Raw genomic sequence first — 25,351 nt, 5'->3', positions numbered from 1 at the left:
ACTAGGTCATAAAATATTTTAAGCGGTCAAATTTTTTCATATCTGCCTGAGGATGCCGCAGCAAGCTTTGCTTTGTCTTCAGATTGCGCTACTGTATGATTTGCATAAGTGCTCCATGTAGGCTCGTAATCTGCTGTAGCCTGGTTTCCCCACATATCCCAGCCTTCTCTTACACCACGGGCAAATAACTCGATGCGCGGCGCTGAGCTACACGCCTCTATGATCGGAATAATTTCATCCGGTTTACGACTGTGTTCTCTTTTCATCGCCCGAATCAGATTGACCTGCGAGCGTGCCGGAGAAAGCGTCCGATTGGGTGCACTTTTTTTCTTTATGCCAAATAAAATCAATTCTGTCACATTTCTAAAGTAAAATCCTACTCCTCTTCCATCCGGTCCGCCGTCTTTGCGCACCTTTTCCCAAACAATATTGCTTTTATATTCAAATCCCCATGCGTCCATCACTTCCAGCCCTACAGGCAAAAGAGCATTAGGAACCCACAGATACAAATGAGCCTTATCACCTGCAATTTCAGAAACCGGCAACGCTTTAATTTCATCCAAAGTCATGGTTTCATAGCGCGTCAGCCTTTTATGCTCCGGAGCAACTTTTCCAGTTCTGTTCTGAAACTGCCATGGAGGATCCGCATAAATGGTATTGTACTTCTTTCCTCTAGTAAATGCACAAAAATTTTGCAGAGTTCCTTCCAGATCAGCCATTTTCTTCTACACACCCCTTTCTGATTCCAACCGCCAGAATCGGACAACCGCCGTTCCGACGTGAGTCCAGCCTGGTAATCAGTTTTCCCATCCAAGTGGTACTTGCTCCATACTTTCCCAGAATATTTTCTTTTCGGAAAATATCATTTAACTCTTCCGACCTGGTTACAATGATGCCTACATCAATCAAACCACAATCAAAATAAGTCCGCATAGCTAAAAGATCCCGGTCAAAAGTCTGGTCTTTACTATTCCACTCTAAATCAAAAGCAACCCGATTTTTCAGAAAGTCAATATTATGACCATCAATATAGCCTTTAATTATTTCCGTTTCATATGGCTGATCTGCAAAACCACCACGTCTTTGAGCAGTCTGTCGCAGATACTTTTTAACAATCAGATCTCCACTGATGCGAATTTCTCTCCAGCCATAAGGATAGAGCACACTGTCAAATTTTTTAGGAATCGGCGATTCGTTTCCTCCCGCTTTTTTTAAATCCGCTATCGTTAGCCGAAGTTGGCGCAAACAAGTCTGCACTTCTTCCCACTCCACCGGGAAAGCATCGTGGAGGATTTCCAACGCATGACCATAACTATGGAACTCAAATTTACTTTGGAGATCAAGATCTATGTATTCCATGTTTTATTCCTCTCTTTTATTCGTCGGGCTGGTTCAGATTCATTTCCAGCCACTGCTGGCGGCTCACCAGCACGGCCCGGGGCTTGGCCCCCTCATAAGGGCCGATGATCCCCTTCTGTTCCATCTCGTCCATGATCCGGGCGGCCCGGGCATAGCCCAGCTTGCACCGGCGCTGGAGCAGGCTGGTGGAGGCCTGGCCCGCATCGATGACCACTTCCACCGCCTGTTTGAGCATCGGGTCGCTGCCCTCGCCCTCCTCGTCGGAGCCGGAATCTTTTCCGCCGCCCTTCTCCTGGATGGTGTGCTTCTCCATGGCCTCGATCATGACCTCGTCGTACTGGGCCGAGCCCCCTGCCTTGATGAAGTCCAGCACCCGGCTGATCTCTTCATCCTTGACGTAGGTGCCCTGGATGCGGATGGGTTTCGGGGCGCCCACCGGCATAAAGAGCATATCGCCCATGCCCAGCAGTTTCTCGGCGCCCGCGCCGTCCAGGATGGTCCGGCTGTCCACCTGGCTGGACACCGCAAAGGCGATCCGGCTGGGGATGTTGGCCTTGATCAGGCCGGTGATGACGTCCACGCTGGGGCGCTGGGTGGCCACGATCAGGTGCATACCCGCGGCGCGGGCTTTCTGGGCGATCCGGCAGATGGAGTCCTCCACGTCCTTGCCCACCACCATCATCAGGTCGGCCAGCTCGTCGATGACAATGGCGATGTAGGGCAGTTTTTCCAGCATGGGGTCTTCCGCCGCCAGCTTGTTAAAGGTCTTGATGTCTCGGACGTTGTTGTCCGCGAAGAGGCGGTACCGCCGCTCCATCTCGGCCACCGCCGAGCCCAGGGCGCCGGCGGCTTTCCGGGGTTCGGTGACCACCGGCATCAACAGATGGGGGATGCCGTTGTACTCGGCCAGCTCCACGACCTTGGGGTCGATGAGGAGGAGTTTCACGTCCTCGGGGCTGGAGCGGTAGAGCAGGCTCATGATGATGCTGTTGACACAGACAGATTTACCGCTGCCGGTGCTGCCCGCGATCAAGAGGTGGGGCATCTTGCACAGATCCGCCACCTGGGCCACGCCGGCGATGTCCTTGCCCAGGGCGATGGTCAAAGGCGAGGTCATGTGCATAAAGCTCTGGCTCTCGAAGATGCTGCGGATGCTGACGGCGGTCTTTTTCCGGTTGGGCACCTCGATGCCCACGGCGGGCTTGCCGGGGATGGGGGCCTCCATACGGACGTCCGCCACCGCCAGGTTCAGGGCCAGGTCGTCGGCCAGAGAGGTGATCCGGCTGATCTTGACGCCCGCCATGGGCTGGACCTCATACCGGGTGACCGAGGGGCCCCGGGAGATATCCAGTACCCGGGTTTTGACCCCGAAGCTCTCCAGAGTATCCACCAGTTTCTGGGCGTTGGCCTTGAGCTCAGCCTGGGCGCTCTCGTCCTGCTCTTCTTTCGGCGGGTCAAACAGCTCGATGGAGGGGTACTGGTACTGCTGCACCGGGGCAGCTTCTTCCTCCTCGGGGATGGGGGCGGCCGCGGCGGCCTCCTCCGAGGCCTGGGGTTTCTCCATGGCGGCGGCCACCAGGCTGTTCAGGTCCCCGGCCTCCTCCGGCTCGGCGTCGATCCGGATCCAGCCGTCCTCCTCGGCGGGCTGGGCCGGGGCTGCCTCCGGTCCGGGCACAGCCGGGGCCACCGGTTCGGCCGGCGGGACCTCGGGGCGCAGGGCCTCGGGGGTCAGAGCGTCCATCCCAAATGTACCGCCCGGGCCGATGACCACCGGGGCCTCGGGCGAAGTTTCCGCCGGGGTCTCCTCGGGGTGGTCGGGGCCCAGGTCAATGTCAAAGGAAGCCCGGAACCGGGGCGCTTCGGCCACCGGCTGGGCGGTGCGGATGGGGGTTTCCTCCGGTTCGGCGGGGGCGTCCTCGTCCTCCCGGGGCAGCCGCCCCCGGCCCAGAATCCCGCTCAGCCAGCCGGGCATCCGGAAGCCCGGGGCGGGTTCTTCCTCCTCGTCGTATTCGTCGTATTCTTCCTCGTATTCCTCTTCGGCGGCCCGGGCGGCTTCCTCCTCGGCCTGCTGGGCCAGGCGGGCGGCCTTCCGCTCGGCCTGGCGGACCCGGCCCTCCTCATAGACGGCCACGCCCTTTTCCCGCACGCCGCCAAAGACCCAGCCCAGCCACTGCCAGAGGTCGGCGGGGGTCAGGTCAAAGATATAAAAACTGACGCAGGCGGCTAGGGCCAGCATGACGAGATTCGCCGCCGGGCGGCCGCAGAGCAAGAGCAGAGTGCCCCCCAGCACGGCCCCCAGTGCGCCGCCGCTGAGCCAGGCGGTGTAGCCGTTCTCATAGCAGGCGGCCACCATCTGGCTCGAGCTCATCCCCTGGGCCGGGATGTCCGAAAAGACGATCACCGTCCCGCTGACAAAGAGCATCCCCAAAAAGAGCTTGAAGATCCGGGGGGCCAGGGGCTCGTCCTGGGCCAGCAGCACCGCCAGATAACAGACGGCCACCCCCAGCACCAGGCTGCAGCAGCCGAACATCCCGAACAGGGCGGTGTGGGCCGCCCGCCAGACCGAATCGCCCTCCACGAAGGCGATCAAAAGCAGCAGAATCCCCCCGAACAGGGTGACGCAGCTGGCCAAAAGCCGGTCCCGGGTCTCCCGTCGGGCCGCAGCGCCGCCGTGGCGGGCGCGGGATTTGCGTTTTCTTGTTGCCATAGTTTCCCTACCTGTATTCCATAAGATTTGCCATTATTGTATTGTATCACGACCCGGACAAAATGGCAAACCATGGCGCCCCGGCGGAAAATCTCAGGCCGGGCCGCCGCCCCGGCTCTCGATCTCGCTGTAAAGCCAGCTCAGAGCGTCCGAAATGCCCCCCAGCTGGTCGATCAATTTTTCTTTCACGGCGTGGCGGCCGTCCAGCACAGTGCCCATATCCAGCACCAGCTCCCCGGTGTGGAGCATCAGCTCGGTGAACCGCTTTTCGCTCATGCCGCTGTGCCCCGCCACAAAGCCGGTGATCCGCTCCTGCATCTGCTCGAACCACCGCATGGTCTGGGGCACCCCCAGGATCATCCCCGAGTGGCGGACCGGGTGGACGGTCATGGTGGCGGTAGGCACAATAAAACTCCGCTGGGCGCTGACGGCCAGCGGAATCCCAATGGAGTGCCCGCCCCCCAAAACCAGGGTGGCACTGGGTTTTCGGATGCTGGCGATCAGTTCGGCCAGGGCGAGACCCGCCTCCACGTCGCCCCCCACCGTGTTCAACAGGACCAGCAGCCCCTCGATCCGGGGGTCCTCCTGGACCGCCACCAGCTGAGGGATCACGTGTTCGTACTTGGTGGTTTTCTGGCCCTGGGGGGCCTCCACATGGCCCTCGATCTGGCCGATGACGGTGAGACAGTGGATGATATGGGGCCCCCGGGTGCAGCTGAGGGCCCCCAGGTCCTCGATTTTTTCTTTTTCCAGCCGCTCCTGTTCGATGGCCTCGGGGGTGGGCGACGGGGCGTTTTGGGTGTGGTTCATGGGTTCAGCCTCCTTTTTCTCTCAGTTTTTCCCCGCCGGGCGGCAAATATCCTGATGAAATTTTCTTAAAGATCGGGCCGGGAGGATTTGACATTCGGCTCAAATGATATATACTAAAGAGTACATTCTCTTTTTATTCTGATCAGCTGCCGCAAAAGGAGATTTTCTATGACCACGCCGAGTAAAGCCTCTCTTCCCGTCATCAAGCGCCTGCCCAAATATTACCGCTATCTCAAGGGCCTTCAGGAGACCGGCATCACCAGCATTTCCTCCCGTGAGCTCGCCGCCCAGATGGGCACCACCGCCTCCCAGGTCCGGCAGGATTTCAACTGCATCGGGGATGTGAACGGCCGCCAGGGCATCGGCTACTCGGTGGAGAATCTGCTCACCATCCTGGAGAGCCTGCTCTTCGGCAACGGGGAGCGGCTGCCCGCTATCCTGATCGGCTGCGGCCGCCTGGGCAAAGCCGTCAGCCGGTTCATCACCACCAACACCAACGGCTACACCCTGATCGCCGCCTTTGACTCCAGCCCCGACGAGGTGGGCAAGACCATCAGCGGCATCCAGATCCGTCACATCGACGAGCTGGAGGATTTCTGTTCCGAGCACCACCCCCAGGTGGCGGTCCTCTGCGTCCCCCGGGAGGGGGCCGAGCAGGTCAGCGGCCGGCTGGTGAATCTAGGGATCGAAGGGTTCTGGAACTTCTCCCACTACGACCTGTCGGTGCCCTACCCCAATGTGATTGTGGAGAACGTCCATCTGGGCGACAGCCTCATGAGCCTCGGCTTCCGGCTGCGGAACCAGGACTGAGAGGCCGCCCATGGCAAAATTGTATTTCCGCTACGGCGCCATGAACAGCGGCAAGAGCACCGCCCTGATGCAGGTAGCCTATAACTACGAAGAACAGGGGATGCGGGTCTTGATCCTGAAACCCCAGATCGACACCAAGGGCGGGGGCGAACTGGTGAGCCGGCTGGGCGTCCGCCGGAAAGCCGACCTGCTCATCGGCCCCGGGGTGGATGTCTTCGCGGCGGTGGCCGCCGACCAGGCCGCCCATGCCGCGCCCTTGGCCTGCGTGCTCTGCGATGAGAGCCAGTTTTTCACCGCCGAGCAGGCCGAGCAGCTGTTCCGGGTGACGGTGGAGCTGAACGTCCCGGTGATCTGCTACGGGCTGCGGACCGATTTCTCTTTGAAAGGGTTCCCCGGCTCCACCCGTCTTTTGGAGCTGGCCCACACCATCGAGGAGATGAAAACCATCTGCACCTGCGGCCGCAAAGCCACCTGCAACGTCCGGAAAGTGGGCGGGCAGTTCGTCTTTGAGGGCGAACAGGTAGCCATCGACCTGGAAAACGACGTCCAGTACGTCAGCATGTGCCCCCAGTGTTATTTCCGGGAGCGGGCGGCCTTCTACGCCCGGCGGGCCGGAAAGTAAATTAAGACAAAAAATTCCCCCTGACGTTTGGGTGCTTACGTCAGGGGGTTTTCTTATGCCTGCCCTAGGGCAGCGCGGACAAAAGCCCGGCGGGTTTTACCCCGTCGGGCCTCTGCCGGATGATGTTGAGAGAGATTGCTGGCAATTAGTTGAGGATGGTCTGCTCGGTCTCGACGTCGAAGACGTGGACCTTGTGGGGATCGAACGCCACACGGACGGTGTCCCCGTTGCGGGCCTTGGAGGTGGGCGCGACGCGAGCGGTCATCTTGTTGCCCTTGTACTCCATGTACAGGTAGATCTCGGCGCCCATCATTTCGGAAACATCGACTTCCGCATTCAGCTGGCAGTCGGGGTGCTTGGCCATAAACTCGGGCTCGTCGTCGATGTCCTCGGGACGGATGCCCATCTTGATCTTCTTGCCGACGTAGGAGTCCAGCTTGCCGTCGGCGGTCTTCTCCTTGGGCAGGGGGATCAGGTCGCCGCCCAGGTCGATGCTGTACTGGTCGCCCTTCTTGACCAGGGTGCCGTCCAGGAAGTTCATCTGGGGGCTGCCGATGAAGCCGGCAACGAACATGTTGCAGGGCATATCGTAAAGGTTCTGGGGGGTATCGACCTGCTGGATGATGCCATCCTTCATGACGACGATCCGGTCGCCCATGGTCATAGCCTCGGTCTGGTCGTGGGTAACGTAGATGAAGGTGGTGGCCAGCTTCTTGTGCAGCTTGATGATCTCAGTGCGCATGCTGGTGCGGAGCTTGGCGTCCAGGTTGGACAGGGGCTCGTCCAGCAGGAAGACGGCCGGGTTGCGGACCATGGCGCGGCCCAGGGCGACACGCTGGCGCTGGCCGCCGGACAGAGCCTTGGGCTTGCGGTCCAGCAGGTGCTCGATCTCCAGGATCTTGGCGGCCTCGTGGACCCGCTTGTCGATCTCGTCCTTCGGGGTCTTGCGCAGCTCCAGGCCGAAGGCGATGTTCTTATACACGGTCATGTGGGGGTACAGAGCGTAGCTCTGGAACACCATGGCGATGTCGCGGTCCTTCGGGGGAACGTCGTTGATCAGGCGGCCGCCGATGTACATCTCGCCCTTGGAGATCTCCTCCAGGCCGGCGATCATCCGCAGGGTGGTGGACTTGCCGCAGCCAGAGGGGCCGACGAAGATGATGAACTCTTTATCCTGGATCTCCAGGTTGAAATCGGTCACAGACGGGGCAGTAGCGCCCGGGTAGATCTTGTAAATATGCCGGCAGCTGATCGAAGCCATAGGTTCTTTCCTCCATTATGAAATCTGTTTCAGGTTGTTCCGCTCCCACACTTGACGGTGGGCTGATTCACTGGTATCATAATACCAGACAATTTTGTGATATAAAATAGCATTATATTGATTTGAGGTGTCAGATATTGCTTTACGACTGGAAAGCCACGGCGGACCTGGGGATTGTGCGGGATCTCCAGGCCGAAACGCCGGTCGCCCTGGCGGGGGAAGGTCTCTGGGTCTGCCTGGTGTCCAGCGGCAGCTGTGCCGCGGCCCTGGCGGATACGGCGGGGGCCCTGCCGCCCCAGACCGCCCAGGCCGGGGCCCTGATCCTGAGCCGGGCCCCCCTGAACCTGACCCCCCAGGGCAGCTGTCACCTGCTCTGCGTCCAGCTGACCGGGCTGGCCCCGGCCCAGTTTCTCAGCGGGCTGGCGAGCCTGCCCTTTCTGGCCCGGGGCGAGACCTGCCCCGCCGCCGCCGAGCTGGTGGGCCAGCTGGCCGCCGAGGCGGACAGCCCCAGCCGGATGCGGAGCCAGCTGGTGTTCGGCCTGCTGTGTGAGCTGGCCGACGCCGACAGCACCGCCCCTGCCCTGCCCCCGCTGGTGGCGGCCGCCATCGAGGACATCCGGAAAAACTACGCGGGCCTTTATGGGGTGGAGGAACTCAGCGAGCGGCTGGGGGTCTCCAAGAGCCATCTGGTGCGGGTGTTCACGGCGGCGGTGAACATGACCCCGGGGCGGTACCTGACCAACGTGCGGATCGAGGCGGCCATGCGGCTTTTGCTCCACCGGGAATACACCCTGGACGTGGTGGCCAGCCTCTGCGGATTCTCGGGGGCAAACTACCTCTGCCGGGTCTTTAAAAAAGAGACCGGCCAGACCCCCGCCCAGTGGCGGGCCCTGGCGGCTCGGACGGCCCTCACCGACCTCTCCCCCGAGGAGATGCAGCGGGAGCAGGCACTCTACATCTAACGAAAAAAAATCCTGATCGTACGCACATGTCGTCCGATCAGGATTTTTCTTTATGCCTTAAACGCTCAGGCGGTTTTCTTTTCCCGCCGGAGGAAATAGAGGGTCAACAGGCCGGTCAGCAGCTCGGCGGCCCCGAAGGAGCACCAGATGCCGTCCATCTCAAAGAGGGCCGACAGCAGAACCGCGCAGCCCACGATGGCCACCGCGCCCCGGCAGATGGAGAGGACAAAGGCCCCCGCCGGGCGGTCGATGGCGCTGAGGTAGCCCGCCGCCGTGATGTTCACCCCGGCCAAGAGGTAGCCCACAAAGTAGATCCGCAGGCCCCGGGCCGCGTATTCCGCCAGCTGGGCCGAGCCCTCGCTGTTGAAGAGGGCCGCCATGGGCTCGGCGAAGAAGAACACCGCCCCGTAGAGCAGCCCCGCCAGCACCAGGGCGGTGGCCAGCCCCAGCCGGAGCAGATGGCGGGCCCCGGCGATGTCCCGCCGGCCGTAGCAGTCGCTGATGAGGGGCTGGGCGCCCTGGGCCGCGCCGTTGAAGATGGCGGTGGCCACCAGGGCGAAGTTTGCCACCACGCCGTAGGCCGCCACGCCCAGGTTGCCCGCCAGGCCCAGCAGCAAAAAGTTAAAGACGGTGGTGGTGACGCCGGAGGAGATCTCCCCCACAAAGCCGGTGACCCCCAGCTGGCAGCTCTGGGCCAGCAGCCGGGCCGAGGGCAGCCGGGGTTCCAGCCGGAGGCCGCTCTCCTTTTTGAAAAAGTGGCGGCTGCAAATCAACACGCTGACGATGGGGGAAGCCGCGGTGGCCAGCGCCGCGCCGGGCAGCCCCAGCCCCATGGGGAACATGAAGATATAGTCAAACACAATGTTGAACAGGCTCCCCGACAAGGTGGCCGCCATGGCCAGGGCGGGCTCGCCGTCGTTCCGGACAAAGGCCTGGACGATATAGTTGATCATGAAGAAGGGGGCGAAGAGAAGAAAAATCTGGGTATAGCCCAGCCCCAGGGCCACGATCTGGGGGTCGCCCCCCATCCAGCGCAGCAGGGTGCCGGGGCCCAGCAGCCCCGCCGCCATAAAGGGCAGCCCCAAGAGGACCGCCCACACCAGGGCGTTGAAGAAATATCGGTGGGCCCGGCCATCCCCCTGGCTGCGGAGGATGGCGAACCGGGTGGCCGACCCCAGCCCCAGCATGGAGCCAACGGCAAAGATCAGGTTATACAGGGGCAGGCAGAGGTTCAGCACCGTGATGCCGTCGGCCCCGGCCGCCTGGGAGATGAAAAAGGTATCCGCCAGAATATAGCAGGACACCCCCAGCTGGCCGAGAATGTTCTGGGAGACGTATTTGGTATAGGTTTTGGTCTGGGTCATAGGTTCCTCGCTTTTCACACCGGGCGCAAAAAACTGCCCCCGCCGCCAGGGTGCGGCAAGGGCAGCAGGCTGTTTTGGGTTCGCCCGTCAAAATTTGCCCAATTTCTTAGAAATCCTGGTACCCCGCGGCGGTCTCGTCCTTGGGGTTGCGGTCCATCAGGGCCCGCACCGCGTCGGCGGGGCTCATCCCCTCCCGAACGATGGCGTTGACCGTCTTGGCGATGGGCATCTCCACCTGGTACCGCTCGGACAGCTCCATGGCGGCGGGCAGGGCGTTGATGCCCTCCACCACCATGCCGACCTCCTTGACGGCCTGCTCGGGGGTGCGGCCCTGGCCGATCAAAAAGCCCGCCCGGTTGTTCCGGCTGTGGCGGCTGGTGGCGGTGACGATCAGGTCGCCGATGCCCGCCAGCCCCGCGAAGGTCTGGAGGTTGCAGCCCATGGCCACCCCCAGCCGGGCGATCTCGGCGATGCCCCGGGTGATGAGGGCGGCGCGGGTGTTGTCGCCGTAGCCCAGGCCGGTGGAAATGCCCACCCCCAGGGCGATGACGTTCTTCATGGCGCCGCAGAGCTCCACGCCCTTGCAGTCGGCGTTGGTGTACACCCGCATGCAGGTGTTGGTGAACACATCCCGCACCAGCTCGGCGGCGGTCTGGTCGGGGCTGGCGGATACGATGGTGGTGGGCAGGTCCTGGGCCACCTCCTCGGCGTGGGTGGGGCCGGACAGGGCCACCAGACGCAGGCCCTTGGGGCCGTCCTCCTTGCCCAGCTCGTCGGCCAGGACTTCGGTCATGGTGAAGAGGGTCTCGGGCTCGATGCCCTTGGCCACATCCACGATCACCTGGCCGTCCCGGATATAGGGCCGGGCCTTGGCCGCCGTGGAGCGGACAAAAACCGAGGGTACCGCAAACAGCAGGATATCCTTGCCGGAGCAGACCTCCTCCAGACTCTTGGTGAACCGCAGCGCCTCGGGGATGACCATCCCGGGCAGATTGGGGTGGACCCGGGCAGCCGAGAGGTTATCGATCTCCTGCTCGATGGCCGACCAGACCAGCACGTCGTTGCCGCTGTTGGTCAGCATCCGGGCCAGGGCCATGCCCCAGGTACCGGCGCCCAAAATACCGATCTTGCGTTCCTTCACGTTGAAAAACCTCCACTCTGTTTCTGCCTCGCGGGGGCCGGGGCAAAAAACCGGCCCGTGCATCTTTGTTGGTTTCATTGTACCCGAAAGGGCCTGCCCCGTCAAGCCGGGGGCCCCGGTTCGCTTGACATTCTGCACAAGTTTGGCCCCGCCGGATCATACCTTTTGCCTATGGCGGGGAATCGAAAAAAAGCATTTGCCATTCTCTTTATTTAATGTTATAGTAAGCAGGTAGGAAATGCCATTTTCAGAGCGCCCACGGCGCAAGAGGAATTGAGACCCACTATGTTAGAACAGCTTTTTTCCAGCCGGACGCTGGATGTATTGATCGAAGCCTTCCCCAAAATTCTGCTGCCGGGGCTGACCGTCACCATCCCCCTGACGGTGCTGGCCTTCAGTTTCGCCATGATTATCTCGGTGGTGGTGGCCCTGGTGCAGTTCGCCCAGGTGCCGGTGCTGCGGCAGCTGGCCCGGTTTTACATCTGGATCATCCGGGGCACCCCGCTTTTGGTCCAGCTCTTCATCGTCTTTTACGGCCTGCCCAACGTGGGGGTGGTGATCGACGCCTTCCCCACGGCGGTGATTGTTTTCTCCATCAACGAGGGGGCCTACTGCGCCGAAACCATGCGGGCGGCGTTGGAATCGGTGCCCAAGGGCCAGATCGAGGCGGGCTACTGCGTGGGGATGTCCTGGCTCCAAATCATGCGGCGGATCGTCCTGCCCCAGGCGTTGCGGACAGCCTTCCCGCCCCTGTCCAATTCCCTGATCGGGATGGTGAAGGATACCTCCCTGGCCGCCAACATCACGGTGGCCGAGATGTTCATGTCCACCCAGCGGATCGCCTCCCGGACCTATCTCTTCCTGCCCCTCTACTGCGAGGTGGCCCTGATCTATCTTATCTTCTGCACCGTATTGACCAAAATTCAGCACCTGGGCGAAAAATACCTCAACGCCCGGGGCTTCCAGTGAGAAAGGGGGCTTTCGGATGCTCCAAGTGGAAAACCTGCACAAAGCCTTTGGGGAGCTGCAAGTCCTGAAAGGGGTCAGCCTCACGGTGGAAAAGGGGGACGTGGTGGCCATCCTGGGCCCCAGCGGCTCGGGCAAAACCACCCTTTTGCGCTGCATCAACTTTTTGGAGAAGGCCGACAGCGGCCGGCTGGTCTTTGACGGCGAGGACTTCGACCTGGGCCGGATCACCCGCCGGGAGATCGCCCGCCTGCGGAAAAAGACGGCCTTCGTCTTCCAGAACTACAACCTTTTCCGGAACAAAACCGCCCTCCAGAATGTCACCGAGGGGTTGATCACCGCCCGGAAGATGCCCAAGGCCCAGGCCGAGGCCATCGGGCTGCAAATGCTGGAGAAAGTCGGGATGGCCGACCGGCGGGACTACTTCCCCCACCAGCTCTCGGGGGGCCAGCAGCAGCGGGTGGCCATCGCCCGGGCCCTGGCCACCAGCCCCGAGATCATCTACTTCGACGAGCCCACCAGCGCCCTGGACCCCGAGCTGATCGGGGAGGTGCTGGCGGTGATGCGCCAGCTGGCCGCCGAGGGGATGACCATGCTGGTGGTCACCCACGAGATGAGTTTCGCCCGGGAGGTCTCCTCCAAGGTGATCTTTATGGAGGGGGGCCATGTGGTGGAACAGGGCCCCTCCAAGGAATTTTTCGCGAGCCCCAAAGAGGAGCGGACCCGGGCTTTCCTCCGGCGGATCACCCACCCGGAAGAAACCGCCGCCCCCTCTGCCGATTGAACCAAAGAAAGGATATTTTGCCATGAAAAGAAGAACCTTTATCTCCCTGCTGGCCGTTCTGGGCGCGGCAGGGGTTGTCCAGCTGAGCGGCTGCTCGGCTTCCAGCAGCACCGCAGCCGACGCTTCCAGCGCCGCCGGGCCGGCCCCCGTGGACCTGCTGGAGGCCATCCAGACCCGGGGCACCCTGGTGGTGGCCACCGAGGGCGCCTGGTCTCCCTGGACCTACCACGACGAATCGGACAAACTGGTGGGCTACGACGTAGAGGTCGCCACCGCCCTGGCCGAAAAGCTGGGGGTCAAGGCCGAGTTTGTGGAGGGCGCCTGGGACGGCCTCTTCGCCGGTCTGGATTCGGGCCGGTATGACATCGTCTGCAACGGCGTGGAGCTGACCGAGGAGCGGGCCCTGACCTACGACTTCACCGTCCCCTACGGCTACATCCACACCGCCCTGGCGGTCCGGTCGGACAACACCGACATCACCACCTTCGAGGATCTGGCGGGCAAGACCACCGCCAACAGCATCGCCAGCACCTATATGACCCTGGCGGAGTCCTACGGGGCCGAGGTCCTGGGCATCGACACCCTGGACGAGACCATCCAGATGCTGGTGGCGGGCCGGGTGGACGCCACCCTCAACGCCGACGTCTCCTTCTACGATTATCTGAACGTCCACCCCGAGGCGGACTTTAAGATCGTGGCCCTGACCGACGAGGCCTCTCAGGTCTGCATCCCGGTGCGCAAAGGCGAGGAGACCGCCACCCTGCTGGCCGCCCTGGACGAGGCCATTGAGGAACTGCGGGCCGACGGCACCCTGGCCGAGATCTCCCAGCGGTACTTCGGCACCGATATTTCTTCCGAGTCCTGAACCGCCGCAACGGCGCTCTTGCTAAAAAACAAATCCGCAGGCTTTGGACCGGTTTTCGGCCCAGAGCCTGCGGATTTTTTCATATTCAACGAATCAATAAGTCTTAGGCCGCGCCTCTTATTTTGTGCCGGAGCCGCCGCAGAAGGGGCAGTTGCCGGAGCCGGCAGGGCGGCAGGAGGTGCAGTCCTGCTGGACCCACTCCCCTGTCCCGGCCAGCAGCTTGCGCACCTTGCCGGAGCCGCCGCAGGAAGAACATTTTCCGCTGCCGCCGCAGGCAGAACACCAGTTGGACGACCCGCCCGAAGCCTGCTGCCCGGCCGCCGCCTTTGTGGGGCGGGCAGCGATCAAAGCCTCTATCTGATAGGGCGCGCTGTCCATCTGGGCGCAGGCATAAAATACGCTCACCGAGTCGTCTGAGTACATGACCCGCACATTGACCCGCTGCATATCACCAGACATTCCCAAAACGGGGACAACGTATCCTCCCCCGTGGGCCAGGGCGAACATGGAGGGCCAGGTATATTCCGGCATCCGGTCAAAGCGGCCCCCGTCTTTTACCGCGTAACTGGATTCGATGATAAACTCAGATTCTGCATAAATCTGTCCGGTCGTCATGGTGTAGGTGGCCGGGAAATAGAATTTCATCTGCGGAATCCCGTTTTTGTCCGTCACAAGGATCTCCTGCCGGTTGGAATCAGCGGAAAAAGTATATGTGGCGGTGCATTGCGAGGATTTGCCATCCTGAACGAGGACAGCCCGGCCCACCGCCGCCTGAAGCCGGCCGTCGGAGGTGGCATAACTGCCGTTGGACATACGATACAGCCCCGCAGTAATCGAATCCCCCACCAGATCGGTCTGGACCGACGATTTCCCGTACCGGTAGCCGCCATCATAGGTTGTCAGCTTTCGGTCGTACCAGATCGCGCCCTTCAGCCGGTTCCCATCAATGGTGCCGTAGATCATCATATTCCCTTCATAATCCACAAAGGTGCCCGGGGTCTTTTGGCCGGAGAGGGAAGCCGACCCCGTATACCGCAGGGTGAACTCGAAAAATGTGTCAGTTATCTTCTTGTAATACGGCGTACCCACCAACGCAAAATCATACTGCGAGCAGAGCAGATCCACATAGGCTTTGAGGGCGTTGTAGTCGGACGCGCTGCCGCTGAAGGAACGCACCAAAAAGCCGTCGCTCTGCTCCTCTTTGCCCACCGATAAGGTATCTGTATAATATTCCAGCCCCATAAATTCAGAGGCGCCATGCTTTACCCCCGCAGATTCCAGGGCGTCCGCCACCAGTGTTTTGCTGCTGGTTGTCTGGGCCACAAAGCCGGATTGTCCGGGTTTCGTCTGCGCCGCCCCCAGCAGCTGGACTACGGCGGTCTCAGGTCGGCTCTCCTGGTTCAGGGTCGGAGCGGTCATCTGTGCTGGCTGAACCGCCATCCAGCCGGCCCCCAGCAGCACCGCCGCCGCCATTGCCCCCGCAACCCATTTGGGCCAGCGGCGCCTCTTTTTTGAACCGTTTTCCCTCCAGTTGGCGTAATACATTTGTGATTCCTCCTTTTATCTTCTCTGAAAACGCATTTCAGATGGGACGGTTTCACTTTCGGGCCAGGGCCGCAATCCTTTGCTCTGCCTCGCGCCGAACTTTCATGTTTTATTCCGGTTCTTCTGTTTTGTAAAGTATAACATATCCTCCTGTGAAACACAATCTATAATCTTCACAGCATCGTTAGATCGGAGGCTTTTTCTTCTCTCATTCCCCTGCTTCTGCGGGGTGGAAATAATCGTAGATGGTCTGGGCGGTCTGGCCCCCCACCCCGGGGGTCTGGGCCAGCTGGTCGGGGGTGGCTTCCTTCACCGCCCCCACCGTCTTGAACTGGGTCAAAAGGGCTTTGGCGGTCTTGGGGCCGATGCCCGGGATCTCGGTCAGGGTGGAGGAATAGCTCTTTTTCTTCATCTGCTGTTTGCGGTATTCGTTGGCAAAACGGTGGGTCTCGTCCTGAATCGCCGTGATGAAGGTGAAGGTTCCCCGATTCATGTTGATGGCGATCTCCCGCCCGGCGCTGTCCACAATGGCCCGGGTGCGGTGGTGGTCGTCCTTCACCATGCCGTAGAGGGGCACGTCCGCGAGGGCTGTCCCCGCCAGGGCCTGGCGGGCGGCGCTGACCTGGCCTTTGCCGCCGTCCATGAGGAACAGATCCGGCTTTTTTCCAAAGGCATTTTCGCTGGGGTTCCCCTCCGCCGCCAGGGCGGCGTATTTGTCGTACTCGGCGGCCCGGCGGGTCATGGTCTCGGCCAGGGAGGCGTAGTCGTCCGTCCCCGCCACCGTCTGGATCTTGAACCGGCGGTACCCGGGTTTATAGGGTTTCCCCTCCCGGAAGGTCACCATGCCGCAGACGCTGGAACCATCGCCCCAGTTGGAGATATCGTAGCTCTCGATCCACTGGGGCGGGGCGGAGAGCCCCAGCACCTGGGCCAGCTCGTCCAGCAGCTTTTCCTCCCGGGCGTAGCGGCCGCTCTCCCGGGCCAGACGCTCCACCGCGTTGGTATGGGCCATCTCGATCAGATGGGCCTTGTCCCCCCGCTGGGGGATGTAGAGCTGGACCTCGCTCCCCCGCTTCTCGCTCAGGGCCTGGCGCAGGGCGTCGGCGTCGGGGGGCAGGGCGTCCACCGCCACCACCCGGGGCACCTGCTCGTCGTCCAGGTAATACCGGGGCAGGAACTCCTCCCGCACCGCGTCCACGTCCGCCGTGTCGTGAAAGACAAACTCCCGCTTGTCGGTGAGCCGCCCCTCCCGGAACCGGAGCACCGCCGCACAGACGCTGCGGGGGGTGCCCGCCAGGGCGATGACGTCCATCTCCACGTCGGGGTCCACGACGACTTTCTGCCCGGCGGACAGCTTGGTGATGGCGGCGATCTGGTCCCGCAGCAGGGCCGCCGTCTCAAATTCCAGCCGCTCGGCGGCCTCCTCCATCCGCTGATGGAGGGTTTTCAGGATTTCCTTTTTGCCGTAGCGGATCAGCCGGGCAGCGTTTTTCACCGCCTGGTTGTACTCCTCGCAGCTGATTTTGCCGCTGCACACCCCCATGCACTTGCCGATGTGGGCGTTCAGGCAGGGGCGGCCCTTGCCGATGTCCTGGGGGAAACGCTTATTGCACCGGGGCAGCAGAAAGGCGTCCATGGCGCTCTCGGCCATCTCCCGGGCCGCAAAGGCCGAGGTATAGGGGCCGATGTACTCGGCGCCGTCCTCGTCCTTTTGGAGGGCGAAGGAGAGACGGGGCCATTCCTCCCGGGTGATCTTGATGTAGGAGTAGCCCTTGCCGTCCTTGAGCAGGATGTTGTATTTGGGGGTGTGGGCCTTGATCTGGCTGGCTTCCAGCACCAGGGCCTCGAACTCGCTCTGACAGACAATCACGTCAAAGGTATAGGCGTGGGCGATCATCTGGGTGACCTTGTTGTCGTGGGGCACCCCCTCCCGGAAATACTGGCTCACCCGCACCCGCAGCCGCTTGGCCTTGCCGATGTAGATGATGGTGTCGCTCTTGTCCCGGATGATATACACCCCGGGCAGCATGGGCAGCATGCAGGCTTTCTGGTACAGTTCGGCTTTGGTCATTCCGGCACCCCCTCCCCTCTACTCTGCCCCAAAGGGGCCGAAAATAAAAAAGAAGGCGGAACAAGGTTCCCGCCCTCTCTCCAAAACAATCCTTTGTGTGGATTACTCAGCAAAGCCGGACTCCACCAGCTTGATCAGGCCATCCACAGCAGCCTGCTCATCCACACCGTCGGCAATGATGCGGATGCTGGTGCCGCCCACGATGCCCAGGCTCAGCACACCCAGCAGGCTCTTTGCGTTCACACGGCGCTCTTCCTTCTCAACCCAGATCGAAGACTTGAACTCATTGGCCTTCTGGATGAAAAAGGTAGCCGGACGAGCATGCAGACCAACCTGATTTTCAACGGTAACTTCTTTCACATACATAGTAAAAACGCTCCTATCTCTTATCGTTTTTGGTGATGCAATTGTGTGCCACACCTGCTACATTGTAACTATTTTAACGCAAGGGGCCTCGCTTGTACAGAGGCTTTTTGTATTTTTGTCGGTTTTCCCAATCCAATCCGGGCTCTTTTGCTCTAATTATGCCTTTTTCATAAAAGTTATTCCCATTCGTTGGCGGGTGCATACAAAAGTTTTCAACAATTTTCCGGTTCCGGGGGGGTGACCGGGGCCTCGGGGGCGGTTTCGGGGGCCGTTTCAGGGGCGGCTGTTACCGTTTCCGGGGCCGGTTTTTTCTTCCGGTGGCGGCTGGGTTTCTTGGGTTTGGGGGTGCCGTCCCAGCCTCCGGCGGCCAGGTATTTCTCCCACAAATCCGGGCGGCGTAATTTGGTCCGTTCCCGGCTCTGCTGGCCCCGCCAATCGTCCACCGCTTTGTGGTTGCCGCTGAGGAGGATCGGGGGCACGGCGCGGCCCTCCCAGACCTCGGGGCGGGTGTACTGGGGGTACTCCAAAAGGTCGTTCCAGTAGCTCTCTTCCTCGTAGCCCTTCTGCTCGGCCAGCACCCCGGGCTGAAGCCGGAGGACGCTGTCCGCCACCACCAGGCTGGCCAGCTCGCCGCCGGTGAGGATATAATCCCCGATGGAGAGTTCCTCGTCGGCGAAGGCCTCGATCACCCGCTCGTCGATCCCCTCGTAGTGGCCGCAGACCAGCAGAAGGCTGTCGTATTGGGCCAGGCGGCGGGCGTGTTCCTCGTTGTACCGGGCGCCCCCCGCCGTCATAAAGACGATATGCGGAGCCGGGCGGCCCTGTGCAGCCACCTGGGCCTGAATGTCCCGGATGCAGTCGGCGATGGGCTGGGCGTACATCACCATGCCGCAGCCGCCGCCGTAGGGATAGTCGTCGGTCTGCTTCTGGCGGTTGAGGGTGTAGTCCCGGATCTGGTGGCAGTGGGTCTCAATATACCCCCGCTGGGCCGCCCGGCCCAGGATGCTCGTGTCCAGCACCTGCTGGCACATCTCGGGGAAAAGGGTCGCAATGTCTACCCGCATACCCATGGCTCAATCCTCCCGCTCGCTGACGCCGCCGTCGTCCAAAAGCCCCGGGATGGGGGTGACGGTGATATACCCCTCCGGCGGGTTCCGCTCCTTCAAAAAGGCGTCCACCCCGGGGAACATATACTCCTTGCCGTTCGGGGCCTTGACGGTGTAGATATCCTGGGCGCCGGGGTGGTCCACATTGGTCACCACGCCGTAGACCTTGCCGGTGTCGGCGTCCCGCACCTCGCAGCCGATCAGGTCGGCCACATACCACCGCCCGGCGGGGAGCTGGGCGTCGTTCCGGTCAAAGTAGAACACCTGGCCCTGCAACGCCCGGGCGGCGTCCATATCCTCTACCCCCTCGAACTTCACCAGGGCCATCCGCCCCATGGGCCGGATGGAGGTCAGCTTGAGGCTGCGGCCCCCCTTGTCCGAGAGGTAGAGCCGGGGCACCGGGCGGAGAAAGTCCACCCCGTCGCACCAGAGTTCCATCTTGATTTCGCCCCGCACCCCGTGGGTGGTGACGGCTTTGCCTGCTTCGAGATACTGCTGCATCTGCTTCTCCTGTCTTATAAAATCATACAGCAAAGGCCCTCTGCCGCCGAGGGCAAAGGGCCTGCAAAGGTTGGTTCAGTCGATCTCGACAAGGATCTTTTCGTTGACCCGGACAGCAGCCGCCCGCATCACCACACGAATGGCTTTTGCGATGCGGCCCTGCTTGCCGATGACACGGCCCATGTCGCCCTCTGCCACGCTCAGGTGGTAGACGACGGTGCCGTCCTCACGGGGCTCGTCCGCCGTCACACGGACAGCGTCCTTATCCTCTACGAGACCGCGGGCAACGGCCAGCAACAGCTCCTGCATGAGACCGCCCTCCGCTTACAGAATGTTGGACTTCTTCAGCAGGACGCGCACGGTATCGGTGGGCTGTGCGCCGTTGGCGATCCACTGCTTGGCCTTCTCAGCGTCGATCTTCACGACAGAGGGCTCCTGGTTGGGATCGTAGGTGCCGATCTCCTCAATGAAACGGCCGTCGCGGGGGAAGCGGCTGTCGGCAACGACAACACGGTAGAAGGGAGCCTTCTTGGCGCCAACGCGGCGCAGTCTGATCTTAACTGCCATAATAAAATATCCTCCTGAAAGTTACATTTTGTTTTGTGGCCCCGTGGGGCCGAATTCTATTTGTAAAAACCCGGGGCCCACGGGGGCTGGGGTCTATACCTTGGGGTGTGTTAGAAGCCGCCTCTCCGGCCCATCATGCCGCTGAGCCGCCGGGCGAAGCCCTTGGGGCTCTTTTTGAGCTGCTTCATCATCTTCTGCATCATCTCAAACTGACGGAGGAGTTTGTTCACGTCCTCCACCCGGGTGCCGCTGCCCGCGGCGATCCGGCGCTTCCGCTTGGGATTGATGATCTCGGGTTTTTCCCGCTCGGCGGGGGTCATGGAGAGGATGATGGCCTCGATCCGGGCCAGGGATTTCTCATCCACCTGGCTGGGGTCGATCCCCGCGCCGCCGGGCATCATGCTCAGCATGGCGGAGGCGCCGCCCATCTTTTTGATCTGGGCGAACTGGGCCAGCATGTCGTTCATGTCGAACTTGTTTTCCATCATCCGGCGGGCGGTTTCCTCGGCCAGCTTCTCGTCGGCGTTTTCCTGCGCCTTCTCGATCAGGCTGAGCACGTCGCCCATGCCCAGGATCCGGCTGGCCATCCGGGCCGGGTGGAACACCTCCAGGTCGTCCAGCTTTTCGCCCACGCCCTGGAACTTGATGGGTTTGCCGGTGACCGCCAGCACCGAGAGGGCCGCGCCGCCCCGGGTGTCGCCGTCGGTCTTGGTGAGGATGATGCCGTCGATCCCCACCTTCTCGTGGAAGGTACGGGCCACGTTGACGGCGTCCTGGCCGGCCATGGCGTCCACCACCAGCAGGGTTTCGTCCACCTCCACCCGCTCTTTGATCTGGACCAGCTCCTGCATCAGCACGTCGTCGATTTGCAGACGGCCGGCGGTATCCAGGATGACGATGTCATAGCCCCGGTCCCGGGCGTAGCTCAGGGCCTTCTGGGCGATGACGGGGGGCTTTTCCCCTTCCAGCACAAAGACCGGCGCGCCGGCCTGGCCGCCCACCACCTTCAACTGTTCGATGGCGGCGGGGCGGTAGATGTCGCAGGCTACCAGCAGCGGGTGATGCCCCTGCTTGATGTAGTATTTGGCGAGTTTCGCCGCGTGGGTGGTTTTGCCGTTGCCCTGCAAACCGCAGAGCATCAGGACGGTCTGGCCCTTGCTCTTGAGCTGGACCCGGGCGGCTTCCTCGCCGCCCATGAGGGCGGTCAGCTCCTCGTTGACGATCTTGACCACCTGCTGGGCGGGGGTCAGGCTCTCCATGACCTCCTGGCCCATGGCCCGCTCCGACACCTTGGCGCAGAAGTCCTTGGCCACCTTGTAGTTGACGTCGGCCTCCAAAAGGGCCATCCGCACCTCGCGCATGGCGGCCTTGATGTCGGCCTCGCTCAGCTTGCCGTGGCCGCGCAGCTTTTTGAACACACCGGCCAGGCGGTCGGTTAAGGATTCAAATGCCATCTTGGGCTGTCCTTTCTCTGTATGATGGGGGGCTCAGCTCTCGTTCGCCTCGTCGATGGAGCGGATCAGCTCCAGCATCCGGGTCAGCGCCGCGGCGAAATCCGCCGCCGTCAGCCCCGAATGGGCCCCCGTGCACTCAAACCGGGTGTCGATCACCAGCTGTTCCAGCTCTTCCAGCTTCTGCTGCACCCGGCGGTACCGGGCCGCGAAGCCCACCTTGGCTTCCAGCTCCAGCAGGGCGCTCTCGCCGTGTTTGATGGCGTCCCGCGCCCCCTGGCGGGTGATCCCGAAGTTATCCCCGATCTCGCTGAGGGAAAAATCGTCGTTGTAATATTGCCGCAGCATCTCCCGCTGCTTTTCGGTCAGGGCCTCGCCGTAGAAGTCGAGCAGGTACCCCATCTCCAGATTTTTGGGATTTTTGGCCACCGCTCCAGCCTCCATTCCGGCCCTGTTGTAAAGTTTTTTAGCTTTACGGAGGGATTATAGCAGACTCCCCGCCCCTTGTCAAGGGTTTTCTTTGCTGTATCGCCCGAAAATCCCGCTTTTTGCCCGCAAAAACCCCGGGGGCTGCATAAGGGCAGCCCCCGGGGCAAATCACAGATGGATCTCTCAGCGCTTGGCCAGCAGAGCCTCGATCTTCTTGATGGGGTCGGCGATGGCGGAGACCGACATATCGTGGTTCAGAGCCACCACGAAGTAGGCGGCGTACTTGGAGACGTCCACATCCAGGTACCAGTCACGCTCCAGCAGCTCGGGCTTGCGGTAGGTGAGATTGGTGCCCACCACGCAGCTCAGCACGCCCTCGGCGTAGGCCTTGTCGAACTTGTCCAGGCCGGAGGTGAAGAGGGGGAAGGTGGCGTCGGCGATGATGTGCTTGGCGCCCCGGGCCTTCAGCTCGTGGGCCACTTCCAGCATGCTCTCGCCGGAGGCGATGATATCGTCGGCGACAAAGACGGTCTTGCCCTCCACCGACTCGCCCAGGTACTCATGGGCCACGATGGGGTTGCGGCCGTTGACCACGGTGGTGTAGTCGCGGCGCTTGTAGAACATGCCCAGGTTGCAGCCCAGCACGCTGGAGAAGTACATGTTCCGGCTCATGGCGCCCTCGTCGGGGCTGACCACCATGAACTTCTCCTTGTCGAAGGAGAGGTCCGGCATCTTCTTCAGCAGGTTCTTCAGGACCTGGTAGGTGGGCATGGCGTTGTCGAAGCTGAGCAGAGGCACAGCGTTCTGGACGCGGGGATCGTGAGCGTCAAAGGTGATGATGTTCTGCACGCCCATGTTCTGCAGCTCTTGCAGGGCCACGGCGCAGTCCAGGCTCTCCCGGACGGTGCGGCGATGCTGGCGGCCGCCGTAGAGGCTGGGCATGATGACCGAGACCCGGTGGGCTTTGCCGGCCACGGCCTGGATCAGGCGCTTCAGGTTAGCAAAGTGGTCGTCCGGGGACATGTGGTTCTCGTAGCCGAACAGCTTATAGCTGACGCTGTAGTTGCCGGGGTCCACGACGATGAAGATATCGTCGCCCCGCACCGACTCCTTTACGATGCCCTTGGCGTCGCCGCTCTGGAAGCGGGGGCAGTCACAGGGGATGATGAAGGTATCTTTTTCCAGGGTAGGATCGGCTTCCTTGGCCCAATCCACCAGATGACGGTCGATCAGGTTGGTCAGCTCCTCCGCACCGGGGCAGGCCAGCAGGCGCAGGTCGGCGACGCTGCTGCCCTCAGCAAAAAAATCCTTGGCACCAATCATATTGGACATAAAATAAGCTCCTTTTGTTTGCTCTCAATCAGATTTCCAAAGCGGGATCTGTGAAGTGTACAACCGTTCTCATTTTAACACATTTTTCGCGCCCTGCCAGCAGGATTTTTCATTTTCTGCGCCTTGCACAGCTGTTTTTGTGATTTCTGTGCACGTCTGTCTGTTTTTGACAAAAACAGACAGAGTTTTTACCGGCTCTTTACAGTGCGGCCACGGCAGCCCGCAGAGCCTCCACCCGGTCGGTGTTCTCCCACTTGACGCCCAGATCCTCCCGGCCCATGTGGCCGTAGGCGGCCAGCTGACGGTAGATGGGCTTGCGCAGATCCAGGTCCCGGATGATGGCGGCGGGGGTCAGGTCAAAGACCTTCTCCACGGCGGCCTCGATCTTGGCGTTCTCCACCTTGCCGGTGCCGAAGGTGTCCACCATGATGGAGACGGGCTTGGCCACGCCGATGGCGTAGGCCACCTGGACCTCGCACTTGTCGGCCAGACCGGCGGCCACAATATTCTTGGCCACCCAGCGGGTCGCATACGCAGCGGAGCGGTCCACCTTGCTGGGGTCCTTGCCCGAGAAGGCGCCGCCGCCGTGGCGGGCATAGCCGCCGTAGGTGTCCACGATGATCTTGCGGCCGGTCAGGCCGGTGTCGCCCTGGGGCCCGCCCACCACGAAACGGCCGGTGGGGTTGATGAAATACTTGGTGTTCTCGTCCAGCAGCTCGGCGGGGATGGTGGCCCGGATGACCTGCTCCATGATGTCGGCCCGCAGCTGCTCGGTGGTGACGCTATCGCTGTGCTGGCTGGAGATGACCACGGCCTCCACCCGGGTGGGCTTGCCGTCCACATACTCGATGGTGACCTGGCTCTTTCCGTCCGGGCGCAGGTAGGGCAGAAGGCCGCTCTTGCGCACCTCGGTCAGCCGCTTGGCCAGCTTGTGGGCCAGGCTGATGGGCATGGGCATCAGCTCCGGGGTCTCGTTGCAGGCGTAGCCGAACATCATGCCCTGGTCGCCGGCGCCGCCCACCTCGTCGTTGGTGCCCAGCGCGATATCGGGGCTCTGGCCGTCGATGTTGGAGATGACGGCGCAGGTGTCGGCGTCAAAGCCGTACTTGGCGCGGGTGTAGCCGATGTCGGCCACCACCTCGCGGACCAGCTTCTGGAAATCCACATAGCAGCTGGTGGTGATCTCGCCCATGATGTGGACCAGGCCGGTGGAGGCGCAGGTCTCGCAGGCTACCCGGGCGTCGGGGTCCTGGCGCAGGATCTCGTCCAGGATGGCGTCCGAGATCTGGTCGCAGATTTTATCGGGGTGGCCTTCGGTCACAGACTCCGAGGTGAAAAAGTACTTGTCCATCAATTTTTCCTCCGTGTTTTCAAAATGGGGTGTTTCGTTCCGCTTCATACACAGCCGATCAAGCTCGGGAGAAAATAAAAGCGCTCAGAACCCGAAGGCTCTGAGCGTCGCACTCTTATCTTCCGGTTTCCCGCAGGATTTGGCACCTTACGCGGGTTGCGCGCAGGTTGTCGGGCTTCACAGGGCCTGTCCCCTCTGCCACTCTTGATAAGTCGGTATTCAGTTTTTTACGAGGGTATTGTACCATCCGACCGGCATTTTGTCAAGAATCATCGAAAGATTTTTATACAGAACGCCGAATTTTTCACAGTCTCTTAATAACCCTCGCCGGCCTCGCCCTGGAGCAGCTTGACGGCCCGGCTGGTGCCCAGACGGTCGGCCCCCAGTTCGAGGAACTTTTCCATATCCTCCACGGTGGAGATGCCGCCGGCGGCCTTGACCTTGCAGCGGCCCGCCACGCAGCGGACAAAGAGCTCGATGTCGTGGAAGGTGGCGCCGCCGGTGGAGAAGCCGGTGCTAGTCTTGATGTAATCGGCCCCCGCCTCGCAGACGATGTCGCACATCTTCTCCTTCTCGGCGTCGGTCAGCAGGCAGGTCTCGATGATGACCTTGAGGATCTTGTCCCCCACCGCCTCCTTGACGGCCCGGATATCCTCCCGGACGGCGTCGTACTCGCCGTTTTTCAGCCGGCCGATGTTGATGACCATGTCCACTTCCTCGGCGCCGTTGGCGATGGCGGTCTTGGCCTCGAACGCCTTGGAAGCGGTGTCCATGGCGCCCAGGGGGAAGCCCACCACGCAGCAGACCGGCACCCGGCCCGCCAGATACTCCGCCGCCTGCTTGACGTAGCAGGTGTTGATGCAGATGGAGGCGGTCTTGTTTTCGACGGCCTCGTCGCAGAGGGCCTGGATCTGGGGCCAGGTGGCCTCGGGTTTCAGCAGGGTGTGGTCCACATGGGCCAGAATTTCTTGTCGGGTCATA

Annotated in this window: 25 protein-coding genes and 1 riboswitch; of the genes, 6 read left to right on the top strand and 19 right to left on the bottom strand. The window is 61.6% G+C overall.

Features of this window, described 5'->3' with window-relative positions:
* Positions 1–26: 26 nt before the first annotated feature.
* From JCM17207_RS06440 to JCM17207_RS06425, 4 genes are all read right to left on the bottom strand, one after another.
* Positions 27–719 carry an MT-A70 family methyltransferase gene (locus JCM17207_RS06440; RefSeq protein WP_238316799.1) on the bottom strand — a complete coding sequence of 231 codons (693 nt, stop codon included), beginning with the start codon at positions 717–719 and terminating at the stop codon, positions 27–29.
* Positions 712–1,359: a BglII/BstYI family type II restriction endonuclease gene (locus tag JCM17207_RS06435; protein ID WP_238316798.1), complete on the bottom strand. Its 648-nt coding sequence runs from the start codon at positions 1,357–1,359 to the stop codon at positions 712–714. The genes JCM17207_RS06440 and JCM17207_RS06435 overlap by 8 nt, the downstream gene beginning before the upstream one ends.
* A 16-nt stretch (positions 1,360–1,375) precedes the next feature.
* Positions 1,376–4,066, bottom strand: a complete 2,691-nt coding sequence (locus JCM17207_RS06430) for a DNA translocase FtsK (RefSeq protein ID WP_238316797.1) — start codon at positions 4,064–4,066, stop codon at positions 1,376–1,378.
* Positions 4,067–4,159: 93 nt separating this feature from the next.
* On the bottom strand, positions 4,160–4,876 hold the full coding sequence (locus JCM17207_RS06425) for a ClpP family protease (protein WP_238316796.1): 717 nt from the start codon (positions 4,874–4,876) through the stop codon (positions 4,160–4,162).
* Between the two features lie 168 nt (positions 4,877–5,044).
* On the opposite strand from JCM17207_RS06425, the gene JCM17207_RS06420 reads away from it, so the two are divergent.
* Both JCM17207_RS06420 and JCM17207_RS06415 read left to right on the top strand, forming a co-directional pair.
* Entirely contained in the window at positions 5,045–5,686 is a 642-nt protein-coding gene (locus JCM17207_RS06420) for a redox-sensing transcriptional repressor Rex (RefSeq protein ID WP_238316795.1), read from the top strand.
* 10 nt (positions 5,687–5,696) lie between these two features.
* Positions 5,697–6,308 carry a thymidine kinase gene (locus tag JCM17207_RS06415; protein WP_238316794.1) on the top strand — a complete coding sequence of 204 codons (612 nt, stop codon included), beginning with the start codon at positions 5,697–5,699 and terminating at the stop codon, positions 6,306–6,308.
* A gap of 145 nt (positions 6,309–6,453) precedes the next feature.
* Here the strand turns inward: JCM17207_RS06415 and JCM17207_RS06410 are convergent, their stop codons facing one another.
* Positions 6,454–7,569 (bottom strand): ABC transporter ATP-binding protein, encoded by a 1,116-nt coding sequence (locus tag JCM17207_RS06410; RefSeq protein WP_238316793.1) that lies wholly within the window; start codon positions 7,567–7,569, stop codon positions 6,454–6,456.
* A gap of 137 nt (positions 7,570–7,706) precedes the next feature.
* Here JCM17207_RS06410 and JCM17207_RS06405 point away from each other — a divergent pair, with 137 nt between their 5' ends.
* Positions 7,707–8,531: a helix-turn-helix transcriptional regulator gene (locus tag JCM17207_RS06405; RefSeq protein WP_238316792.1), complete on the top strand. Its 825-nt coding sequence runs from the start codon at positions 7,707–7,709 to the stop codon at positions 8,529–8,531.
* 65 nt (positions 8,532–8,596) lie between these two features.
* Here the strand turns inward: JCM17207_RS06405 and JCM17207_RS06400 are convergent, their stop codons facing one another.
* Positions 8,597–9,895 carry an MATE family efflux transporter gene (locus JCM17207_RS06400; protein ID WP_238316791.1) on the bottom strand — a complete coding sequence of 433 codons (1,299 nt, stop codon included), beginning with the start codon at positions 9,893–9,895 and terminating at the stop codon, positions 8,597–8,599.
* 106 nt (positions 9,896–10,001) lie between these two features.
* The gene (locus JCM17207_RS06395; RefSeq protein WP_373871934.1) at positions 10,002–11,099 is read right to left on the bottom strand and encodes an NAD(P)H-dependent glycerol-3-phosphate dehydrogenase; all 1,098 of its coding nucleotides are present in this window, start codon (positions 11,097–11,099) and stop codon (positions 10,002–10,004) included.
* 222 nt (positions 11,100–11,321) lie between these two features.
* Between JCM17207_RS06395 and JCM17207_RS06390 the strand changes: the two genes are divergently transcribed.
* From JCM17207_RS06390 to JCM17207_RS06380, 3 genes are read left to right on the top strand one after another with little or no spacing between them, the layout of a single operon-like run.
* Entirely contained in the window at positions 11,322–12,005 is a 684-nt protein-coding gene (locus JCM17207_RS06390) for an amino acid ABC transporter permease (RefSeq protein ID WP_238316790.1), read from the top strand.
* A 16-nt stretch (positions 12,006–12,021) separates the two neighbouring features.
* Positions 12,022–12,786 (top strand): amino acid ABC transporter ATP-binding protein, encoded by a 765-nt coding sequence (locus JCM17207_RS06385; RefSeq protein WP_238316789.1) that lies wholly within the window; start codon positions 12,022–12,024, stop codon positions 12,784–12,786.
* A gap of 22 nt (positions 12,787–12,808) precedes the next feature.
* Positions 12,809–13,651 (top strand): transporter substrate-binding domain-containing protein, encoded by an 843-nt coding sequence (locus JCM17207_RS06380; protein WP_238316788.1) that lies wholly within the window; start codon positions 12,809–12,811, stop codon positions 13,649–13,651.
* A 117-nt stretch (positions 13,652–13,768) separates the two neighbouring features.
* Here JCM17207_RS06380 and JCM17207_RS06375 read toward each other — a convergent pair whose 3' ends face one another.
* The 12 genes from JCM17207_RS06375 to deoC all read right to left on the bottom strand — a co-directional run bounded on the left by JCM17207_RS06375 (position 13,769) and on the right by deoC (position 25,350).
* Complete coding sequence (locus JCM17207_RS06375) at positions 13,769–15,196, bottom strand: DnaJ-like cysteine-rich domain-containing protein (protein ID WP_238316787.1); 1,428 nt, start codon at positions 15,194–15,196, stop codon at positions 13,769–13,771.
* 208 nt (positions 15,197–15,404) lie between these two features.
* Positions 15,405–17,267 carry an excinuclease ABC subunit UvrC gene (uvrC, locus tag JCM17207_RS06370; RefSeq protein WP_238316786.1) on the bottom strand — a complete coding sequence of 621 codons (1,863 nt, stop codon included), beginning with the start codon at positions 17,265–17,267 and terminating at the stop codon, positions 15,405–15,407.
* A gap of 102 nt (positions 17,268–17,369) precedes the next feature.
* A complete protein-coding gene (locus JCM17207_RS06365; protein ID WP_238316785.1) occupies positions 17,370–17,633 on the bottom strand; it encodes an HPr family phosphocarrier protein in 264 nt (87 codons plus the stop codon).
* Positions 17,634–17,845: 212 nt separating this feature from the next.
* Positions 17,846–18,703: a tRNA (guanosine(37)-N1)-methyltransferase TrmD gene (gene trmD / locus JCM17207_RS06360; protein WP_238316784.1), complete on the bottom strand. Its 858-nt coding sequence runs from the start codon at positions 18,701–18,703 to the stop codon at positions 17,846–17,848.
* Positions 18,704–18,706: 3 nt separating this feature from the next.
* Positions 18,707–19,240, bottom strand: a complete 534-nt coding sequence (gene rimM / locus JCM17207_RS06355) for a ribosome maturation factor RimM (RefSeq protein WP_238316783.1) — start codon at positions 19,238–19,240, stop codon at positions 18,707–18,709.
* Positions 19,241–19,315: 75 nt separating this feature from the next.
* Entirely contained in the window at positions 19,316–19,549 is a 234-nt protein-coding gene (locus JCM17207_RS06350) for a KH domain-containing protein (protein ID WP_238316782.1), read from the bottom strand.
* Positions 19,550–19,564: 15 nt separating this feature from the next.
* Positions 19,565–19,807: a 30S ribosomal protein S16 gene (rpsP, locus tag JCM17207_RS06345; RefSeq protein ID WP_238316781.1), complete on the bottom strand. Its 243-nt coding sequence runs from the start codon at positions 19,805–19,807 to the stop codon at positions 19,565–19,567.
* A gap of 110 nt (positions 19,808–19,917) precedes the next feature.
* On the bottom strand, positions 19,918–21,261 hold the full coding sequence (gene ffh, locus JCM17207_RS06340) for a signal recognition particle protein (RefSeq protein ID WP_238316780.1): 1,344 nt from the start codon (positions 21,259–21,261) through the stop codon (positions 19,918–19,920).
* Between the two features lie 33 nt (positions 21,262–21,294).
* Complete coding sequence (locus JCM17207_RS06335; RefSeq protein WP_238316779.1) at positions 21,295–21,702, bottom strand: sigma factor-like helix-turn-helix DNA-binding protein; 408 nt, start codon at positions 21,700–21,702, stop codon at positions 21,295–21,297.
* A gap of 168 nt (positions 21,703–21,870) precedes the next feature.
* Positions 21,871–23,019: a ribose-phosphate pyrophosphokinase gene (locus JCM17207_RS06330; protein ID WP_238316778.1), complete on the bottom strand. Its 1,149-nt coding sequence runs from the start codon at positions 23,017–23,019 to the stop codon at positions 21,871–21,873.
* A gap of 199 nt (positions 23,020–23,218) precedes the next feature.
* A complete protein-coding gene (gene metK, locus JCM17207_RS06325; RefSeq protein ID WP_238316777.1) occupies positions 23,219–24,370 on the bottom strand; it encodes a methionine adenosyltransferase in 1,152 nt (383 codons plus the stop codon).
* Between the two features lie 112 nt (positions 24,371–24,482).
* A riboswitch (SAM riboswitch) is annotated at positions 24,483–24,584 on the bottom strand.
* Positions 24,585–24,684: 100 nt separating this feature from the next.
* Positions 24,685–25,350 carry a deoxyribose-phosphate aldolase gene (gene deoC, locus JCM17207_RS06320; protein WP_238316776.1) on the bottom strand — a complete coding sequence of 222 codons (666 nt, stop codon included), beginning with the start codon at positions 25,348–25,350 and terminating at the stop codon, positions 24,685–24,687.
* Position 25,351: the final 1 nt, after the last annotated feature.

This window comes from Faecalibacterium gallinarum (assembly GCF_022180365.1).
Classification (GTDB): Bacteria; Bacillota; Clostridia; order Oscillospirales; family Ruminococcaceae; genus Faecalibacterium; species Faecalibacterium gallinarum.
Note: the sequence above shows the minus strand (reverse complement) of the source record. Positions and strands in the feature narration are given on the sequence as shown.

Bases quoted from the DNA above. Each gene is read 5' to 3' on its own strand.
- JCM17207_RS06440 (WP_238316799.1), bottom strand. From the start codon at position 719: ATGGCTGATCTGGAAGGAACTCTGCAAAATTTTTGTGCATTTACTAGA.
- JCM17207_RS06435 (WP_238316798.1), bottom strand. From the start codon at position 1,359: ATGGAATACATAGATCTTGATCTCCAAAGTAAATTTGAGTTCCATAGT.
- JCM17207_RS06430 (WP_238316797.1), bottom strand. From the start codon at position 4,066: ATGGCAACAAGAAAACGCAAATCCCGCGCCCGCCACGGCGGCGCTGCG.
- JCM17207_RS06425 (WP_238316796.1), bottom strand. From the start codon at position 4,876: ATGAACCACACCCAAAACGCCCCGTCGCCCACCCCCGAGGCCATCGAA.
- JCM17207_RS06420 (WP_238316795.1), top strand. From the start codon at position 5,045: ATGACCACGCCGAGTAAAGCCTCTCTTCCCGTCATCAAGCGCCTGCCC.
- JCM17207_RS06415 (WP_238316794.1), top strand. From the start codon at position 5,697: ATGGCAAAATTGTATTTCCGCTACGGCGCCATGAACAGCGGCAAGAGC.
- JCM17207_RS06410 (WP_238316793.1), bottom strand. From the start codon at position 7,569: ATGGCTTCGATCAGCTGCCGGCATATTTACAAGATCTACCCGGGCGCT.
- JCM17207_RS06400 (WP_238316791.1), bottom strand. From the start codon at position 9,895: ATGACCCAGACCAAAACCTATACCAAATACGTCTCCCAGAACATTCTC.
- JCM17207_RS06395 (WP_373871934.1), bottom strand. From the start codon at position 11,099: ATGCACGGGCCGGTTTTTTGCCCCGGCCCCCGCGAGGCAGAAACAGAG.
- JCM17207_RS06390 (WP_238316790.1), top strand. From the start codon at position 11,322: ATGTTAGAACAGCTTTTTTCCAGCCGGACGCTGGATGTATTGATCGAA.
- JCM17207_RS06385 (WP_238316789.1), top strand. From the start codon at position 12,022: ATGCTCCAAGTGGAAAACCTGCACAAAGCCTTTGGGGAGCTGCAAGTC.
- JCM17207_RS06380 (WP_238316788.1), top strand. From the start codon at position 12,809: ATGAAAAGAAGAACCTTTATCTCCCTGCTGGCCGTTCTGGGCGCGGCA.
- JCM17207_RS06375 (WP_238316787.1), bottom strand. From the start codon at position 15,196: ATGTATTACGCCAACTGGAGGGAAAACGGTTCAAAAAAGAGGCGCCGC.
- uvrC (WP_238316786.1), bottom strand. From the start codon at position 17,267: ATGACCAAAGCCGAACTGTACCAGAAAGCCTGCATGCTGCCCATGCTG.
- JCM17207_RS06365 (WP_238316785.1), bottom strand. From the start codon at position 17,633: ATGTATGTGAAAGAAGTTACCGTTGAAAATCAGGTTGGTCTGCATGCT.
- trmD (WP_238316784.1), bottom strand. From the start codon at position 18,703: ATGGGTATGCGGGTAGACATTGCGACCCTTTTCCCCGAGATGTGCCAG.
- rimM (WP_238316783.1), bottom strand. From the start codon at position 19,240: ATGCAGCAGTATCTCGAAGCAGGCAAAGCCGTCACCACCCACGGGGTG.
- JCM17207_RS06350 (WP_238316782.1), bottom strand. From the start codon at position 19,549: ATGCAGGAGCTGTTGCTGGCCGTTGCCCGCGGTCTCGTAGAGGATAAG.
- rpsP (WP_238316781.1), bottom strand. From the start codon at position 19,807: ATGGCAGTTAAGATCAGACTGCGCCGCGTTGGCGCCAAGAAGGCTCCC.
- ffh (WP_238316780.1), bottom strand. From the start codon at position 21,261: ATGGCATTTGAATCCTTAACCGACCGCCTGGCCGGTGTGTTCAAAAAG.
- JCM17207_RS06335 (WP_238316779.1), bottom strand. From the start codon at position 21,702: ATGGAGGCTGGAGCGGTGGCCAAAAATCCCAAAAATCTGGAGATGGGG.
- JCM17207_RS06330 (WP_238316778.1), bottom strand. From the start codon at position 23,019: ATGTCCAATATGATTGGTGCCAAGGATTTTTTTGCTGAGGGCAGCAGC.
- metK (WP_238316777.1), bottom strand. From the start codon at position 24,370: ATGGACAAGTACTTTTTCACCTCGGAGTCTGTGACCGAAGGCCACCCC.
- deoC (WP_238316776.1), bottom strand. From the start codon at position 25,350: ATGACCCGACAAGAAATTCTGGCCCATGTGGACCACACCCTGCTGAAA.